The 18166-nt window shown below is 30.7% G+C and carries 21 protein-coding genes and 1 pseudogene; 7 read left to right on the top strand and 15 right to left on the bottom strand.

The window, feature by feature from the left end; genetic code table 11:
* The first annotated feature begins 85 nt into the window (after positions 1-85).
* Complete coding sequence (locus ACSBO6_RS06260) at positions 86-499, top strand: disulfide oxidoreductase (RefSeq protein WP_098846940.1); 414 nt, start codon at positions 86-88, stop codon at positions 497-499.
* On the opposite strand, the gene ACSBO6_RS06255 is transcribed toward ACSBO6_RS06260, so the two are convergent.
* Positions 496-1344, bottom strand: coding sequence for a DUF72 domain-containing protein (locus tag ACSBO6_RS06255; protein ID WP_498844375.1), 849 nt, complete (start codon positions 1342-1344; stop codon positions 496-498). The genes ACSBO6_RS06260 and ACSBO6_RS06255 overlap by 4 nt on opposite strands.
* Positions 1345-1470: 126 nt before the next feature.
* Here ACSBO6_RS06255 and ACSBO6_RS06250 point away from each other — a divergent pair, with 126 nt between their 5' ends.
* Positions 1471-2694 carry a two-component system sensor histidine kinase NtrB gene (locus tag ACSBO6_RS06250; RefSeq protein ID WP_498844374.1) on the top strand — a complete coding sequence of 408 codons (1224 nt, stop codon included), beginning with the start codon at positions 1471-1473 and terminating at the stop codon, positions 2692-2694.
* A 40-nt stretch (positions 2695-2734) separates the two neighbouring features.
* On the opposite strand, the gene ACSBO6_RS06245 is transcribed toward ACSBO6_RS06250, so the two are convergent.
* The 6 genes from ACSBO6_RS06245 to ACSBO6_RS06220 form a co-directional block, all read right to left on the bottom strand.
* Complete coding sequence (locus ACSBO6_RS06245) at positions 2735-3703, bottom strand: quinone oxidoreductase family protein (protein ID WP_498844373.1); 969 nt, start codon at positions 3701-3703, stop codon at positions 2735-2737.
* An 18-nt stretch (positions 3704-3721) separates the two neighbouring features.
* Complete coding sequence (nrdF, locus tag ACSBO6_RS06240) at positions 3722-4690, bottom strand: class 1b ribonucleoside-diphosphate reductase subunit beta (RefSeq protein WP_498844372.1); 969 nt, start codon at positions 4688-4690, stop codon at positions 3722-3724.
* Between the two features lie 124 nt (positions 4691-4814).
* Positions 4815-6899, bottom strand: coding sequence for a class 1b ribonucleoside-diphosphate reductase subunit alpha (nrdE, locus tag ACSBO6_RS06235; protein ID WP_098846935.1), 2085 nt, complete (start codon positions 6897-6899; stop codon positions 4815-4817).
* Positions 6877-7245, bottom strand: a complete 369-nt coding sequence (nrdI, locus tag ACSBO6_RS06230; protein ID WP_098846934.1) for a class Ib ribonucleoside-diphosphate reductase assembly flavoprotein NrdI — start codon at positions 7243-7245, stop codon at positions 6877-6879. Before nrdI ends, nrdE begins: the two co-directional genes overlap by 23 nt.
* Before the next feature lie 357 nt (positions 7246-7602).
* A complete protein-coding gene (gene ykzS, locus ACSBO6_RS06225) occupies positions 7603-7797 on the bottom strand; it encodes a protein YkzS (protein WP_098846933.1) in 195 nt (64 codons plus the stop codon).
* 91 nt (positions 7798-7888) lie between these two features.
* The gene (locus ACSBO6_RS06220; RefSeq protein WP_098846932.1) at positions 7889-8197 is read right to left on the bottom strand and encodes a spore germination protein GerW family protein; all 309 of its coding nucleotides are present in this window, start codon (positions 8195-8197) and stop codon (positions 7889-7891) included.
* 176 nt (positions 8198-8373) lie between these two features.
* Between ACSBO6_RS06220 and ACSBO6_RS06215 the strand changes: the two genes are divergently transcribed.
* Complete coding sequence (locus ACSBO6_RS06215; protein ID WP_098846931.1) at positions 8374-8559, top strand: YkvS family protein; 186 nt, start codon at positions 8374-8376, stop codon at positions 8557-8559.
* Between the two features lie 197 nt (positions 8560-8756).
* On the opposite strand, the gene ACSBO6_RS06210 is transcribed toward ACSBO6_RS06215, so the two are convergent.
* Positions 8757-8867, bottom strand: coding sequence for a DUF6254 family protein (locus ACSBO6_RS06210; protein ID WP_286138372.1), 111 nt, complete (start codon positions 8865-8867; stop codon positions 8757-8759).
* A 146-nt stretch (positions 8868-9013) separates the two neighbouring features.
* On the opposite strand from ACSBO6_RS06210, the pseudogene ACSBO6_RS06205 reads away from it, so the two are divergent.
* A pseudogene (locus ACSBO6_RS06205) lies at positions 9014-9379 on the top strand (efflux RND transporter permease subunit); the annotation flags it as partial.
* 75 nt (positions 9380-9454) lie between these two features.
* On the opposite strand, the gene ACSBO6_RS06200 reads toward ACSBO6_RS06205, so the two are convergent.
* The 4 genes from ACSBO6_RS06200 to mtnB form a co-directional block, all read right to left on the bottom strand.
* Complete coding sequence (locus ACSBO6_RS06200) at positions 9455-11149, bottom strand: M3 family oligoendopeptidase (RefSeq protein WP_098846930.1); 1695 nt, start codon at positions 11147-11149, stop codon at positions 9455-9457.
* Between the two features lie 228 nt (positions 11150-11377).
* The gene (locus ACSBO6_RS06195; RefSeq protein ID WP_498844371.1) at positions 11378-11824 is read right to left on the bottom strand and encodes a MarR family winged helix-turn-helix transcriptional regulator; all 447 of its coding nucleotides are present in this window, start codon (positions 11822-11824) and stop codon (positions 11378-11380) included.
* Between the two features lie 74 nt (positions 11825-11898).
* A complete protein-coding gene (locus tag ACSBO6_RS06190; protein WP_056474119.1) occupies positions 11899-12090 on the bottom strand; it encodes an aspartyl-phosphate phosphatase Spo0E family protein in 192 nt (63 codons plus the stop codon).
* A gap of 323 nt (positions 12091-12413) precedes the next feature.
* Positions 12414-13049: a methylthioribulose 1-phosphate dehydratase gene (gene mtnB, locus ACSBO6_RS06185; RefSeq protein WP_098846928.1), complete on the bottom strand. Its 636-nt coding sequence runs from the start codon at positions 13047-13049 to the stop codon at positions 12414-12416.
* A gap of 529 nt (positions 13050-13578) precedes the next feature.
* Between mtnB and ACSBO6_RS06180 the strand changes: the two genes are divergently transcribed.
* On the top strand, positions 13579-15321 hold the full coding sequence (locus tag ACSBO6_RS06180) for a B12-binding domain-containing radical SAM protein (RefSeq protein ID WP_098846927.1): 1743 nt from the start codon (positions 13579-13581) through the stop codon (positions 15319-15321).
* Positions 15322-15415: 94 nt separating this feature from the next.
* Positions 15416-15763, top strand: a complete 348-nt coding sequence (locus ACSBO6_RS06175) for a DUF3905 domain-containing protein (protein WP_098846926.1) — start codon at positions 15416-15418, stop codon at positions 15761-15763.
* A 63-nt stretch (positions 15764-15826) separates the two neighbouring features.
* Here ACSBO6_RS06175 and ACSBO6_RS06170 read toward each other — a convergent pair whose 3' ends face one another.
* Positions 15827-16228 carry a DinB family protein gene (locus tag ACSBO6_RS06170; protein ID WP_498844370.1) on the bottom strand — a complete coding sequence of 134 codons (402 nt, stop codon included), beginning with the start codon at positions 16226-16228 and terminating at the stop codon, positions 15827-15829.
* Between the two features lie 230 nt (positions 16229-16458).
* On the opposite strand from ACSBO6_RS06170, the gene ACSBO6_RS06165 reads away from it, so the two are divergent.
* Positions 16459-16938 carry a spore coat protein gene (locus ACSBO6_RS06165; protein ID WP_498844369.1) on the top strand — a complete coding sequence of 160 codons (480 nt, stop codon included), beginning with the start codon at positions 16459-16461 and terminating at the stop codon, positions 16936-16938.
* Between the two features lie 28 nt (positions 16939-16966).
* On the opposite strand, the gene ACSBO6_RS06160 is transcribed toward ACSBO6_RS06165, so the two are convergent.
* Positions 16967-17473, bottom strand: coding sequence for a DUF3189 family protein (locus tag ACSBO6_RS06160; RefSeq protein WP_098846923.1), 507 nt, complete (start codon positions 17471-17473; stop codon positions 16967-16969).
* Positions 17474-17497: 24 nt separating this feature from the next.
* Entirely contained in the window at positions 17498-18166 is a 669-nt protein-coding gene (locus ACSBO6_RS06155; protein WP_498844368.1) for a DUF421 domain-containing protein, read from the bottom strand.

Here is an 18166-nt window from a genome sequence, read left to right as displayed (position 1 = left end):
ACAACCTAACGACGTTTTTATACCACTTTACATCCAATCAAAGGTACAATAGCAATATCGAAATTCAATTTAAGGATGGTAAGGTATGAAGAAACAGCAATCAATTTTATTTCTCACCTGGATTGTAAGCATTATCGCAACACTAGGTAGTTTATCATTTTCAGTAATTAATCATTGGACACCATGTTCATTATGCTGGTATCAGCGAATTTTTATGTACCCGATTGTTTTTATTATCGGAATCGCTTTTTATAAAAATAATATAAAAGATGTTGTTTATGCACTACCTTTATCCTTAATAGGTATGTGTATTTCAATTTATCATATTTTAATTCAAAAGGTTCCTGCACTTAAAGAAACAGCTACACAATGTGGACCTGTCCCTTGTACTGGAGATTATTTAAATTGGTTTGGATTTATTACCATTCCAATGTTAGCATTTGTTGCATTCCTACTAATTAATATTTTCTGCATAGTTCTTTTACGAAAATCAAACTAAAATAATTCAAGCTGCTCGGTAGAGGATGGTCCAAATTCAATGCCTAGCAGCTTCATTAATTGTTTAGCATTATCCGCTGCATCTCCACCAGAATTATTATTAAACAGTATACAAATTTCTTTTGTGTTTTTTGATAACTGCTCAATTCTTTCTACCCATTCATACAATTCTTCTTCATTATATCTGTATAAATAACGTACCTCACGCCAGTTATCTTGTCCATTATGATTCCATCCATAAATATTTCGTCCATGAAAACGGATTAAAGTTAGATTTAAATTTGTTGGGTGTAGTACAATCGGAATACTACCATTCCCTGCTTGTGGCTCATCACAGATCGAATGAATCCACCCTTCATCCTCCATAAATTTCAAAGTTTGCTCATAAAAACTAGGATAAAACCAAGTCTGATTACGAAATTCTAAAATTGCAGGAAGTCCTTTGAGCTTACTTTTCAAAATTCTTAATAATTCAACATTTTCTTTTTTACAATTAAACCAAGGTGGAAACTGAAATAATATGCCTTTTAATTTATTCGCTTCAATTAAAGGCTGGATTGATTCCAAAAATGGCGTTAACAGTAAAATCTGCTCCTCTTTAGAATAGTTTTGCCTTGAATGGCCCGTTATTCCGCCATATGCTTTAACAATAAATGAAAAGTCAGCTGTCGTTTGATTTACCCATTTTTGATAGTTTGATTGTGGCATTATACTATAATAGGAAGAATCAATTTCGACAATTGGAAAATGCATACAATATTGTCTCAATTTTTTTGAAGAGTGAATCCGATCAGGGTATAAACTATCATGATCGCCCCACCCAGTAACTCCAATCTTTATTTCCATACATCTCTCCTATTAGTTCTTTCATTATTAATTAATTATTTCTAATTTTCATTAAAATAAACGGATATGTTTGTTATAATGACTATAGTATAATTTTATTTTAGTAGAAATTGGAGTATAGTGTAAATGATAAACGAGCCAGTACATGAACTAAAAGCTAAAATTAACGAACTTGAAGAAAAGGTAAAATCGTATGAAATAATTTTAAATACAATAACTTCTGGATCTATATTTTCGAACGAAACACTCGAATTATCTAATTCGAATCATTTAACTAGAAATACAAGTAAATCTAATACAAATAATGATATACTTCCATTACATACTAAATTCACTAACTTTTTATCGAATAGTAGAAGGACTTTGCAATCAATCTATGATGCATTACCACACCACATATTATTTATCGATAAAGATGGAATAATTACGCTATACAATCAACAAGTTTCGATCGATTTTAGAATCACTAAATACGAATTTATCGGACGACATATTAGAGAGTTATTAAAAATAGACGATAAAGACATTTATATATTGCAAACACTTTATTCGGGCGAAGAATTTTATAATAAGGAAATTTTAAATATTAACTATGGCATTATCAATACACGGATTATCCGTGATATAAATGGTGAAATATCAAGAGTTATTGGTATTTTTCATAATTTAAACGAGGCAAGAGATTCTGAAAAGCTAGCAATGTCAGGTAGAATCGCTGCAGGTATAGCACATGAAGTCCGCAATCCACTTACAACTGTTAGAGGTTATTTGCAATTCTTGCAAGAAGAAGCTCCATCTAGGTATAAGCAATTGTTTAATGATTTATTGATTCCAGAATTAGACCGGGCAAATGGAATTATTACAGACTTTTTATCGATTACAAAGAATGCGAACTATAAGCCAGAGCCAATCAATATAAATGATTTTTTAACAAATCACATTAAACAACTATTATTTAGCGAGACCGTTTTAAATAATGTCAAAATTGACTATTACTTATCAGAGGAATTAGTAGGAGCACATATTTTCTTTGATAAAAACCAACTTGTTCAAGTAATTTTAAATTTATTTCATAATGCATTAGATGCTAAAAAAGAAGGACAGCTTACAATTAGCATTGCAACTTATATTGATAAAGATTTTATTTATATTGCATTAAAAGACGATGGATCGGGAATTCCGCCTTCAGATTTACCATATATTTTTGATCCGTTCTTCTCAACGAAAGATGACGGGACCGGACTAGGTTTATCTTTAACAAAAAAATTGATTCAAAATCACAATGGTACCATATCCGTAATTAGTGGTAATAATGGTACTACTTTTACAATAACACTACCGATTAGATAGCTTAATAAAAAGACCAAAACTTTTGTTTTGGTCTTTCTTATTAAACAGATAATATGATTTTTCCAGTCGATTTTCTACTTTCTAATAGGTCATGAGCAAGCTTACCATCTTTTAAAGGAAACACAGTAGGTTGTTGTACGATTAATTGTTTCGTTGCAATCCAATTAAATAACTCACTACTTCTTCGTAGTCTCTCTTCTTTCGAAATTAGTACATTCCACAAGTCGCCACCGGTTAGTGTTTTTGAGGTATCCATTAACATTCTTGGATCAATATGAACTGGATCCCCCCCAGCCATTCCATAAAATACAACTGTACCGTGAACTTTTGTTGCTTCAAAGCTATCCATTATTGTAGATCCGACTGATTCATAGACAACATCTACACCATTTTTTTCTTTTGTAAACTCTTTTATTTTTGAAACCCAATTATCAGTATATAAAAATACCTCTTTCGCACCGATTGATAAAGCTTTTTCTCTTTTTTCTTGTGATGAGGTCAATCCGATTACCTCTCCACCTTTTAAGCGAATCATTTGAGTCAATAATTGACCAACACCACCTGCGACTGCATGAACAAGTGCAACATCACCTGCTTTTATTTTATAACTATCATTTATTAAATAATGTGCAGTTAACCCTTGTAGCATAATAGATGCAGCAATTTCAAAATTAATTTCATCTGGAATTGGTACAATATGAGATTCCTTTGCAGCAACATACTCTGCATTCGCAAAAGGAACATCTGCAAAAGCTACGCGATCTCCTACTTTATAGTCCGTTACATCTGAACCGACTTCTGCAATAATACCAGAGCCTTCATACCCTAAAATATACGGAGGATCACCTGCTAAATGATAATTTCCTTTACGACGATAAATATCTGCAAAGTTAACTCCCACAGCCTTCATTTCAACTAATACTTCATCATTTGAAATTTTAGGTGTTGCTATCTCTTCGTATGTTAATACGTCTGATTGACCAAATTCTCTAAAAACAAGTGCTTTCATTTACATACTTCCTTACATTTAAAATTCAAAGACAAAATCCTCATCTGTTAATTTTTCCACTGTAACTGCTTTTACATACCCATTCCCTTTAACAGAGAAGAAATCATGATTTTTAGTATCCGTTTTTAAACCATTTAAAACAATAGGATTAATATCTTCTTCATCAAAATATGTTTCAAAACCTAAGTTCATTAACGCTTTGTTTGCATTATATCGAATAAACTTATTAACTTCATCTACTAAACCAATTGAAGAATAAATTTCTTCAGTATATTGTAACTCAATTTCATATAATTGAACTAATAATGACATGGTATCATTGTAAAGTCGAGTTTTTTGTTCATCAGTAAATTGGACATAAATTTGTTGCGCTAATAGTCCTACAAATACACCGTGAATACTTTCATCTCGTAAAATTAGATTAATAATCTCACCACTAGCAGTCATTTTACCTTGTCCTGCTAAATATAACGGAAAGAAGAATCCACTATAAAATAAGTAACTTTCTAAAAATACACTTGCAACCATTGCCATGAATAACTCTTCATCAGTTACATCACGCTTTAATAAATTTAAATAATAAGAAGAAATTAATTCCGATTTCTTAGTTAAAATTGGATGCTCGTCCACCCATTTAAATAAATCTTCAATTTCATCTTCTGTAGCAAGAGTTGTAAAAATATGTGAATAGCTTTTGGCATGAACTTCTTCCATTGCACCCATGAATGCTAGTACACTTTTAGCTTGTAAATTTTTAAGATGAACTAATATTAAAGGCATTCCTTCTCCGCCTTGCTTAGTATCTAATAATGTTAGACCACCTAAAACCTTTTTAAATGCAGTTTGTTCCTCTTTTGATAATGTATTCCAAGTATTTTTATCAGATGAAACGACAATTTCTTCTTCCGTCCAAAACTGAGATAGATTTTGCTTCCAAAACACTAAACTAAAATCATCTTCTTTTTTATTCCAGTTAACAGCTTTCATTTATTTTCCCCCTAATCATAAAGAAAGCTCGATGATATAGAACAATATGCAAAATAGCATTCTATATTCGAGCATTTCATTTTAGATCATTAAGTCGTTTAATTTAGATTCATTTTGGCCTATTTTATACTGAACAACTAATACATTCTTCTACACTCAACTTACGAGTACGTGTGTAATATAAACTCTTTAATCCTTTTTTATTAGCATAAATATAGTATCTAGCAAGCTCACGCGTTGAGACATCACTATTTACATATAAGATTGTACTGATACCTTGATCGACATGCTGCTGAATTTCAGCAATTAAATCAATTAACTTAAATTGGTTAATATCATAAGCTGATTTATAATACCAGAAACTATTTTTTGATAAATATGGCATCGGATAATAAGTTGTTGAATTTGCGTAAGTTCTAGATTCAATAACATTTACAATCGGCATAACTGATGAAGTAGCATTTTGAATATAACTAATCGATTGAGTAGGAGCGATTGCTAAACGATAGCTGTTATATAATCCATACGCTTGTACTTGCTTACTTAATGTAACCCAGTCAAATTCATTTGGGATATAAATTCCATTAAATAATTCTTTTACCTTATCTGTTTTAGGTTCATAAGATTTTGAAGTATACTTTTCAAAATAAGTGCCTTTAGCATATTCACTCTTTTCAAAATCCTTAAACGTTTTACCAGTTTCTTTAGCGATTAGCATACTTTTTTCGATCGAATAAAAGTTTACCATCATAAAGAATGTATTCGCAAAATCTTTAGCCTCAGCACTTTCATATGAGATTTTATTTTTCGCTAAAAATCCATGCAAATTCATTGCACCAAGACCAACCGAATGAAGTTCTTCATTTGCCTTTTTAACAGTAGGTGCATTCTCTATTTCCGTCATATCTGCTACAGCTGTTAATGCTTCAATTCCAACATGTACAGATTCTCTGATCGCTTTATTTTCCATTACATTTACAATGTTTAATGATCCTAAATTACAATTCACATCACGTTTAATCTGATCTTCTTCACCATAATTATTGATGACTGATGTTTCTTGAAGTTGAAAAATTTCTGTGCACAAATTAGACATTTTAATTTCGCCAATATCCTTTAATGCATGCTGTTGATTGGCATTACTTTTATACATTAAATATGGATAACCCGATTCTAATTGAATCGCAGCAATTTTTACTAAAAGATCACGTGCACTTAAATCTAGTTTTTTCTTTTTAACTCGTTCATTATTTACTAACTCTTCATATTTTTCATCTATATCAATATCATCTAAATGAATCCCATATTCTTTATACACTGTATATGGTGCGAATACATAGAATGGTTCATTTTTTTCTGCTAGTTCAAAGAATTTATTTGGAACAATTAAACCGATTGATAGTGATTGAATTCTGCTTTTCTCATCGGCATTGATTTTTTTTGTATCAAGAAATTCAACTACGTCCCAGTGGAAAATATTTAAATAGGTTGCACCAGCACCTTTACGTTGTCCTAGCTGGTTAGCGTATGAAAATGAATCTTCTAATAGCTTCATAACAGGAACAACACCACTTGCAGCGTTATCAATTTCCTTAATTTGCTCTCCTCTGGCTCTAAGTTTAGATAGATTTAGTGCAACACCACCGCCGATTTTTGACAGTTGCATTGCCGTATTAATTTGAAATCCTATTGAATTTAAACTATCGTCCATTTCTAATAAGAAACATGACACCAATTCGCCTCTTCTACTTCGTCCAGCATTTAAGAAAGTTGGTGTAGCTGGCTGATAGTTTTGTTGAATCATCATTTTTGCTAATTTCAATGCTTTTTCAATATTGCCTCTTCCTAAATATAGTGCAACAATCGCAATGCGATCTTCATATCCTTCTAAATAATACTTTCCATCATTTGTTTTTAATGCGTAATCTTTAAAGAATTTTGATGCGGCCATGTAGGATTGAAAAGTGAATTCGGCATTGTATACTAACTCATATAATTTTTCTATTTCATCAAAGGAGTAATCCAACTCAACATTATAATAGTAGTTTTCTTGAATCATATAGTTTAAGCGTTCTTTTAAAGAAGAGAATTGAATCTTTTTATCTTCTACTTCTTTTAAGAAACAAAGAAGCGCTTCTTTATCTTTTGCGAGATCAAAAAAACCATCTTTTTTAATCGTCAATTCATTATTTAGCTCTATATGTCTCAAGCTTTTCCACTCCCTCAATAAAATATTGTACATCTCGACTTGTCCCTGACAGTTCAAACTTTGATAACACTGGAACTTGATAGTCTGATGCTATTTTATCTGCACTTGCTGCAAAAGAATCTCCCCAGTTTTTATTACCACTTGCACTAACTGCTTTTAAATACTTCGAATTACTCTTCAAAAAAGTACTTACGTTTTCAGGTACGTTACCAAATCCTGTAGTATAGGTTACGAGAATATACGGTTCTTCAATTTTTAGTCCATCTTTTATTTGGATTGACGGCATTCTAACTTTATTGACAAATCGCTTAACATTGCCAGTCATTGAACTGTAAACTATCACCATATTATCACCCTCGTTAATATGTAAGAATATTGAAAATACTTATATTATATACCTACATATTGTATTACCTTTTTAGAACAAACACAATATATAGATACTGGATTTAAAAAATAAACATTTCGACAATATGTCTCTAATTTAAACAATATATGAAATTTAACAAATTATGGAGAAGAGTGCAATAAAGTGTAAAACGATTTTTTTGTCAAATGAGGTCATAACATTTTCACAAAAAAAATACTCATTAACACCTTGCGAAATAAGAAAAAAAGCTAAAAAAAACTTTTTTTTTCGCAAACTATTAATGAGTACTCGATTAAATTAATATTATTTTGACTTTTAAAATTAACAAAACAGTTAACTTCTAGCTTCTTCCAAGTAAGTATATATTACATGGCCTCCATGCTGAGCAATCCCACGAAAGTGCTTAAAGTCCTCTCGATTAACGATTATTTGTCTAAATGTTAAAAAATCATCTTTTGTAATGTAAATTTCAGAAATCACGCCTTTAACTAGCTGATCAATCAAATTGATAAATTCATTTTGTTCCATCTAATCACCCTTCATTATTTTGATTTATCTTTGATCGCTACAAGAAATAAACTATAACCTTAACATTAACAAAGAATGAACTTAATGGAAACTAAATAGTAACATCTAGAATTTTTTCCGTAACAGCTAAATTCATATTTTTATTATTTACTAAAATTACTTCACTCTTTCCATCTTTTAAAACTAAGAATGCTTTAGGAATGACTTCTACTCCTGTTCCAATACTCGCAAACTCATATGATGAATGAGCTTCCCCTAGCGCCAAAATCATTTCAAAAAATGGTACTAAAATAATGTTTTCAAAAAATAAAATCGGATCACCAATGAGCGTATTACGACTAACCAAATTTTCAATCTCATTTGAAATTTCTACTTCAAACTCTTCAAACCAGTCTTTCAACAAACTAACCTCCAAAAAAGTGCTACAACCATTTTTGCCTTACAAAAGGTTTTTAAACATAATTTTTTATAAAAAAAGACAAAATTGTAAAAAAATTTGAATTTTCTCTTTACCTTTAAACCGTTTTCATGCATTATAGAAGGTGTCAAGTCAAAACTTTGTTAGGAGATACGCTCATGAAAATTGCAGAAGCAGGAAATATCATTGAGTTTAAACAGGGGTTGAAAGGTAGAGTACAAAAGGTTAATAAAAATTCTGTCATTGTTGACATATCCATAATGGAAAATTTCAGAGATTTAGAAATGGAACCGCTAACAGTCGTAAATCATAAAAATTATAAAATAGTAACAACTGTAGAATAGTTTAAATAATAGATTCTACTTATATTCGTATTTTAAAAAGGTTCGAACTACATAGATTTCAATTCTATAAAAAATATAAGAATTCTTTACCAAATCAGTCTTAGGTCCCGTGTAGATCACGGGACTTTTTTTTATGATTACAATGAAAATGTGATAAGTGATATTCTACTTCAATCATTCTTTAGTAAAGGAGATGACTATTTTGTTTCTTTGTCCAATTCTTTAAACGATTTTACTTTACCATGTGGCTGTTGGTTCGACTTTCTTTCATTCCAAAATCGTTCCTTTTCTCTTTTTGATTTTGTCATTATTATACCTCCTTAAAATTAATCAATTTCTTGCCATCTTATCATTTCACAAAAAATGAAAATCTATGTTAATTATTTTTAAAAGGATTGAACAAGTAATAAGAATGAATTTTCAATCTTTTTTCTTCAAAAGATTGAAAATTCATATTAGTTCGCTAATGTTAATTGGGATTGTGACAACCAATGCAATCGTACTAGTCGATCGCATTAGTCAAAATATAGAACAAAAAAGATTACCTCTTCGTCAAGCGATCATCGAGGGAGGTAAAACACGTCTAAGACCTATATTAATGACCGCATTTGCTACAATCGCTGCTTTACTACCATTAGCATTAACAACGTCTAGTGGTACACTTATTTCGAAAGGATTAGCTATTACAGTCATCGGTGGTTTAACTTCATCGACTTTATTAACACTAGTATTTATTCCAGTTGTATATGAACTGTTCTTTTCTAAGAGAACAAAAAAGCATTCTAAATCTGAGGAAACTGCTAAAGTCGTTAATAATTAAATTTAAGAGAAAGGTTTCTTCATCTTTTCTAACCCATATAAAAAACTCCGACTTTTAAAAAGTCGGAGTTTTTTCTTATAAATCTTGATCATTAACGCCTGCAAGCCATTTTCTAACAGGTTCTAGTGTTTTCTCAATACAGCCATCATTAAATGGAGATTCGAGTTTAGCCTCTTTAACTAAACCTAAAAATGATTTACTTCCTCCTAACCTGCAAAGTCCAACATAATCGGACCACGCTGAGTCTCGGTCTTCATGCATTTTATTCCAAAATTGTAATGCACAAATTTGAGCTAATGTATAGTCAATATAATAGAATGGTGATTGGTAAATATGACCTTGTCTTTGCCATAAACCACCCTTTTCTAAATAACTATTTCCATCATTTGCTCGGTGCGGTAAATATTTTTCTTCGATTCTCTTCCACAGCCCGTGGCGTTCTTCAGGTGTTAAATCGGGATTTGCGTAGATTTCATGTTGGAATTCATCTACTGCTACACCATAACTAATAAATGTAATTGCACTACTTAAGTGTGTAAAATAATATTTTTGAGTATCTTCCTTAAAGAATTCTTCTTGCCAAGGCCATGTGAAAAATTCCATACTCATTGAATGAATCTCACACGCCTCAAAAGTTGGCCAGTTATACTCTGGTGTTTCAAATTTGCGACTTTCATAAACTTGGAATGCATGACCAGCTTCATGTGTAAGTACGTCAATGTCACCTGATGTACCATTGAAATTCGAGAAAATAAAAGGAGCCTTATAGTTTGGAATATAAGTACAATATCCCCCACCTTGTTTTCCTTCCTTAGCAACTAAGTCTAGTAAATTTTCCTTTAACATAAAATTGAAAAATTCACTTGTTTCTTTCGATAATTCATCATACATTTTTTTACCATTCTCAATAATCCACTCAGGATTACCTTTAGGTGTAGCATTACCAGTTACAAATTCAAATTTATCGTCATAATAATAAAGTTGTTCCACACCGATACGATTAGCTTGTCGTTCTCTTAATTCTGTGGCGATTGGAACAATTGTTTCAAGAACTTGCTCTCTAAACTTCTTCACATCATTTGCATCATAATCTGTCCTCATCATACGAGCATATCCTAGTTCAATAAAGTTTGAGAATCCAAGTTTATTTGCAATACGAGTTCTAATTTTTACTAATTTATCGTAAATCTCATCAAATTTATCCTGATTCTCCGAGAAGTATCCAAAATATGTATCATATGCTGTCTTTCTAACCTCTCGATCTTTATCCTCGAAATGTGCTGAAATTTGTGCTAACGTTTTCACTTCACCATAGAATGGTAGTTTAGCAGCAGCTACTAACTTAGCATATTCAGTCGTTAGTTTATTTTCTTCCTGTAAATCTGGTATTACTTCCTCATTTAAAATTTTCACTTCACATTCAGCTAAAGCAAATAATTGATGGCCATATTTCTCTTCAAGTTGCTCTCTAAATGGTGAACCGATTAATGCTTTATAATATTGTTGCCCATAAGATTGAACAATTGGAGTGTTCTCATCAAAAAAAGCTTGCTCATCTTCATAAAACTTATCGTTTGTATCAACTGAATGGCGAACTGCACATAAATTTTCCATTGTTGAAAATTCATTTCTTAAATCATTGATTTCATTCATTGCTAATTCTTGTTCATAGACCGTTGAAGCATCATAAAAATTTTGTAGTGAACGTTTAAATTGTTCCCCAAACTTCTGAATATTCGGTCTACAATACTTGTAATCTTGAAAACCCATGTTAATCCCTCCATTTTTTTGTGATATTGCTATTATATAAAAAATCTTCTTGTAAAAAAACCTAAATCTAAATAAATTTCTGAAAATTTAAAAATTAACAACTTAGGATCATACAATAGAAATGCAGAGATACTAGTTTTTTCAAGAAAAAATTAGTAGTTTAATCCAAAATAATTTATAAGATGGTTGTAAAAAAATAAAAAAAAGCTCCATCAAATGCAAGCTTTTTTAGTTAGAACCATGGTATCCAATTTTCTTCAATAAGTGAATTAGGAAGTTTTTTTCTTCATTCGATAGATCACTCATTTGTTCATGTAAAAATTCTTCGTGAATAGGAAAAATTTCATCCATCAATTTTTTTCCACTGTCCGTTATTTCTGCATAAATTACTCGACGATCTGCACTACAAGGATTTCGATAAACTAGTCCCTTTTTCTCAAGTTTATCTACAACATAAGTAATACTTCCACTTGCGATTAATATTTTTTCTCCAATATGTTGAAGTGGTTGATTTCCTTTATGATACAAGAGCTCTAGTACTGCAAATTCAGTTGGATTTAAATTAAAACTAGCAATTGATTTGTTTGCTGAATCACTGATCTTTCTATGAGCTCGCGATAATACAATAAATAGCTTTAAAGAAAGCTCTATATCTTTTCTATTTGTCTCTTCCATAATAATACCCCTTCAATTTCTTTTACATCGTTCATTCTATATTACTATTTTACACTTATTAATCAATCTTAAGATTATTTCAATGAAAATGACTTATTTAATTCAGTTAGTAATTTTTTTTGGTATGAAATAATTAACTCGTCCAATTCTTGACTGGCTTTTAAGGTCAAATGTTCGTTTAACCCTTTAGTTTCCGCAAAAAATACCATTTCTTCCCTTTTTAATGAAATAGATAATAATAAACGGCTGAGTTGATATTCATTCATTAGACTGATTCCCTTCTACAGGATGTTTTTTAACAAACCTTTTCATACTTAATCGAATTCGTTTCTATTATTCATTTTAACTAAATTATTTAAAATAGATACAATATGAAACCTACTAAGCAAATTTACCTAGTAGGTTTATTTTTTTTTATGTAATAGCTCTTTTATCGATCGTTCTTACTTAAATAAATTAGACGACTTTTTATTAAATCCTGCTTAAAATGATTCCTTTTCAAAAATAGTATAATTTTATTATAAAATAAAAAAGCTGAAATGTAATGGAATTTATTTACCACTACTATTTCAGCTTTTTTTAATACTATTTAGTTGCCTGCTTTTATTTTATGACCTTTAATCATCATTAGTTTTACTTTATAACTTATTAGAAATTCAATTCCTTCTAGCCATTTCTTCGTTTCTAGAGGGGTTCTTCCCCAAACAGTAATTCCATGATTTCTAACAAGAACAGCCCCAAAGTCCTTTGTTAAAAATGGAGTGTATGCGCGTTTAAACGTTTCCATGTCTTGAGCATTCTCAATGATTGGAACTGTTATTTTATTTTCAAAATACGAACTTGTTAAGATATGAATCATCTCATTATTTTCAAGTTCTACTTGCCCTTCATTGCTAAATAACTCAGAAATAACATTATTATCTACAGTATGTACATGAAGCACACAAGTAGCAGCTGTTTTTTCGTAAATATTTGCATGAATCAATGTTTCAAGTGATGGCTTTAATACCGTATCAAATACTGGTTCACCAAGGTTATTCACAACAATAAATTCTTCATCACAGCGTGCCCTCTTATCCTTCTCATCCGCTGTTACAAGAAATAATAATGGATCGTCTGAAATTTTCATAGACAAGTTTCCACTCGTACCATAAAACCAATCTCTTTTCGCCAAATCACATTTAATATTTGCAAGCTTCTTCCATTGTTCTAAAAATAAACTCATATTTACACCTCCACTTATTTAAACTATCTATTTGGACACCGTTAAAAATTCAAACTATTCATACTATTTAATAAAATTATGTCATGTGTCGGTCTTCATTGTCAATAGTTCTAAGTAAATGAAGAATCATCAATTTTCTACAGCTTTTATCCATTTTTGATAGTAATTAATGATTTAATACTTTTTTTACATCTTGATTTGACAATACTCCTATTTTATTAAACAAATACGTGAAAAATAAAACTTTCCTACTCATTTTCTTGACCCTTTCTTTCCCTAAGGAAACTTTTTTGTGTTTAGTAAATCATATGTCTTTTTTATTAAAAACGTGAAGAAAATCTACTATTAATTCGGCAAGATTCTTCGTATTTTTACGGGTTTTTAGTGCAAAACTTCTTGAAAATACTTCCCGCTAAAATTATTTTGAACTTATAATTTTCATTCATTTTCTATTTCGCTTTTCAAAATTTAGTAATCTCATTAATTTATGATAAAATAAATCGATAATAATTTAGAACGAGGTATATAAATGAACATTGTTTTAGCTACATTAAATGCAAAATATATCCATACTAATTTGGGGATTCGATACATTAAAGCCTATGCTCAGCCTGAATATGATATAGAGCTTGCTGAATATACAATTAAAGACCCAAGTCTTAATATCATCACAGACTTATATAAACGTAAGCCAAAAATTCTTGGCTTTAGCTGCTATATTTGGAATATCGAACAAACGATTGAAGTAATACGTATGTATAAGAAGATTGATCCTTCAGTTATTATTTTTGTTGGCGGTCCAGAAGTAAGCTATGATGTCAATTATTGGTTAGATCGTGTAAAGGAAATTGACATCGTTACGATTGGTGAAGGAGAAATCACTGTTAAGAAATTAATTAAAGCGATTGAAAATGGGGATGATTTCACTTCTATAAATGGCATTGGTTATCGAGATGAAGGAAAAAATATCATTAAACCACAAACCGAAAAAATTGATCTGACAACAATTCCTTCCCCTTATCGATTTAAAGAAGATTTGCCATTTCTAAGTAAAAGAATTCAATATATCGAAACAAGCCGAGGTTGCCCATTTAATTGCCAGTTTTGCTTATCTTCTATTGAAGTTGGGGTACGATACTTTAATCGAGAGGTGATCAAAGATGATATTCGTTATCTTATGGCAAACGGAGCAAAAGTTTTTAAATTCGTAGACAGAACTTTTAACATAAGTCGTAGTTATGCAATGGATATGTTCCAATTTTTAATTGACGAACATGTGGAAGGAACTGTATTCCAGTTTGAAATTACTGGTGATATTATGAGACCTGAAGTCATCGAATTTTTAAATCAAAATGCACCTAAAGGCTTATTCCGATTTGAAATAGGCGTTCAATCGACAAATGATGCGACAAACGAGTTAGTTATGCGAAGACAAAACTTTGAAAAGCTATGCAGAACTGTCACACTTGTACGAGATGGAGAAAAAATAGATCAACATTTAGATTTAATTGCTGGTTTACCAGAAGAGGATTACGATTCATTCCGTCAAACATTCAATGACGTTTTTGCGTTAAGACCCGAAGAACTACAATTAGGTTTCTTAAAAATGCTAAGAGGAACTGGTGTACGATTAAGAGCAAATGAACATGATTATGTGTATATGGATTATGCTCCGTATGAAATATTAAGTAATAATGTACTATCCTTTGACGACATTGTAAAAATTAAACAAGTTGAAGATGTACTTGAAAAATATTGGAATGACCATCGAACAAATAATACGATTGAATATTTAGTTGAAAATGAGTTTGAAAGTCCTTTTGATTTCTTCCAATTATTTGGTGCATATTGGGAAGAACGTGGTTGGTCAAGAATCGGTCATCAGCTTGAAGATTTATTTAAGCGTCTAAATGAGTTTTTAACGCATTATCAAATTAAAAACGAGACCATCGTTAAAGATATTATGAAATTTGATTATTACTTAAATCATAAGTATAAACCACGTAAACCTTGGTGGTCTGAAATAACAAACCATGATTTTACGAAGGAAATTTATAAACGAATTATTGATAACCCTGAATTTTTAGGTTCAGAATTTATTTCACTTCATTTAAACGAAAAAGAAATCTTTAAACATACAATGATTGAATCACTTTCATTTGATATCGAACATTTCTTACAAACTGGAGAATATAGAACTGGTAATTATGCAATGCTAGTTTATTTCTCACCTAAAACATTATCGCCTTCATTTTTTACAATTGAAGTATGAGTAAAAGAGGACAATATTCAATTTTGGATATTGTCCTTTTTGAATTGAAATCACTAAATAGTAAATAATAATTTGTAAGCAGAGGTGATATATAATGAAGAGAAAAAATAAGAAAACCAAAATCGATTCACCAGTATTGGATGATACTTTACCCCATATTTCAAACTTTCCATCTTTTAAAGGGACAGACATTAAAATGGAAGAACCTTTTGTAAATTCAAAAGGTGTAGTCATTGGAGACAGTAAGTATAGCTCTCCTAACTCTCCATTAAATAATTGGTCTGAAGATGTTGATCCATCAGTTATGGCAGGAGACGAATGGGTTCATCCAACAAATGATATTGGTTGGGCAAGTCCTGAAAACGCTGACCTATTAGAATCAAAAAAGCGAGAACAACCAGCAAAACAATTTATGCATCCACAGCACGAAACGAGAGACTGATCAAGCACAAAGATTTAGGGGATCGAAAATGGTTTATCATTTCTTGACTCCCCTTATTTTTCTTTAAAAAAGTGCGATATTGATATCGCCCTTTTTTTGGACTAGTAGCATATGTAACTGCGCTCTGTGGTGTGTGAAATGGACTAAAATCTCTAATAACCATTCGAATTTTGAATATTGAAGTCCCCAATAGGAAGTCGTTTTCTCAACTAAATCATTTTTCTTCATATTAAAATAGTATTTCTTTAACTCATCAAAATTTTTTTGTAATAGATATCTCATTTCTACTAGTGAGTTACATTTAACCACCCTATAATAATTAACCATCTTTTCTTGACTTACACCGCTCATAATTTCCATATCAGCACCAATAAGTTCACATAAATGCTGGACTAATTCTCCGATCGATTTCTTATGTTCAACCGGTCGAAAATTTAGATCCTCCTCTTTGATTGAATCAATCATTTCTAAAACACTCTTTACACATAAACTCAACTGATTAAACACATTCTCAATATACATAATTTAAGAGGGACAAAGAATGGTAGAACCTAATTATTCGTCTCTTAGATCAATCTCTAAATAACCAAACTTGTCCCTTTTCCTCCCTTCCTGCTTACCTTTATCTATTTATTTCCGTCATATAACCCTTTCCTATTGAATAGACTTGTACCATATAGGAGGGATTTTAATTTATGAGAACTTTGGCTTGGCATGAAACCTTAGAATTACATGAAATTGTTGCTACAACTACTCACTACTTATTTAAGCTTAAAACAAATTTAAAAAATATTACAGATGCAGGATTAAAAGAATTATATAAAACTTCCATTACATTGTTTGAAAATAATTTACGGGATTTACTTAAATTTATGAGCAATATTAAGATTGGAGAAAGAGATGCACAAAGCAATAAACTAGCAAGTGAAATGAGTGCAGAAGATTTATTATCAGCAACAAAAGTATTAACCAAAATGTATGCGCATGCACTTACTGAAACAGCTACCCTTGATTTAAATAATTTATTTATTAAGCATCTAGTATCAGTTAACAATTTACATACAAAAATTTTTAACTATTTATCAAAACAAGGACAATATTCCATATTTAATATTAATAAGTTAATCGAGAACGATGCTAAAAAAGCTATGGATGTCTTAAAGATGCCGTATTAAAAAATGGACGTAGTCAAACGTCCATTTTTTAATCTTTGTTGAAGTTTTTATTCGATAAGTCTGTCACCTTTTCAGCTGCAATGTGATGATATCTCTTCGTATTTTCAACTAATTTTATCAAATTTAGATAAGTTTGCTTAGCCCCTAAAACAAGTAATGGTACCCCAATAAAATCAAGATGTAGAAATCTTGATGTAAAACCACCTAAAGTCATAGCTAATGGTACAGTTGGCGATGTACTTGATAAGATTATTTTATCCTCTTCATTTAATAAGATTTTTCCTAAACCTTCGATCGCTGTCGGGACATTTTTAGTATATCTTTTTGCTACAGTATATACTTGATCCCCATTCTCGTCTTCACCGTGATAAAAAAGTTTTCCACCATCTTTTGGTTTCAGTTTATTAAATAAGTATGTATTTTTTACTTCTTCCGTTGTCGGTTGCCGATCAAGTGGTAATTGCTTCAAATGATATGCAGCAGCCAGAGGTGAAGAATGCGTACCACCAAAACAGTAATAAATATAATATTTCATTTATCTCATCCTCAAATTTTTATATTAATACGTATGTAAATGTAATTGTTTTGAATCCCATTCTGCAAAGCATACTTGTTTAAGTGATAAATTTGACTCAGAAAGTTTTTTATGAACCCACTTTTCATCTTTTTTCAACGTGTTAAGAGCTCTTTGAATTATTTTCCCATCACTAATTACGACAACCGGTAAAAATTCTTTTTCCATTTGAATTTTTAAATCCTGTTTAGTAGGCGTATCGAAATTTGATTTCTTCAAAACACTAATCGTACCGTCATTTTCTAAAATAGCATACGCAACTTCACTAACTGAAAAAGTATCTTTTGATCTGAGTAATTGCATCAATTGGTCAGTGTCCAAACGATTTCTTTTCAATTCTTTCCATTGTATTGCACCGTGCTTTATGACAACTGAAGCATCACCTTCTAAGAACTTTCTTGCCCATATTGACTTTTGTGTCAAGATTTCTGTTACTAAGATTAATGCTCCCCAAACAAAAATACTAAAAAGAATTCTTGGTAGATTTGCTTCTTTATCATATATTCCATCTCCTAGTATATTTCCTAACACTAGCGACGAAATCAAATCAAATGGTGTTATTTGTGTAATTTGAGTTTTCCCATTAATTTTAACAACAATAAAAAGAGCTATATATCCACAAACCAACTCAGTAAACATTTCATGATAACTCAT

It is taken from the genome of Bacillus sp. AL-1R (assembly GCF_052180195.1).
Taxonomy (GTDB): Bacteria; Bacillota; Bacilli; order Bacillales; family Bacillaceae_G; genus Gottfriedia.
The sequence above is the reverse complement of the archived record's forward strand: the minus strand, read 5'-3'. Positions and strand labels throughout refer to the sequence as shown.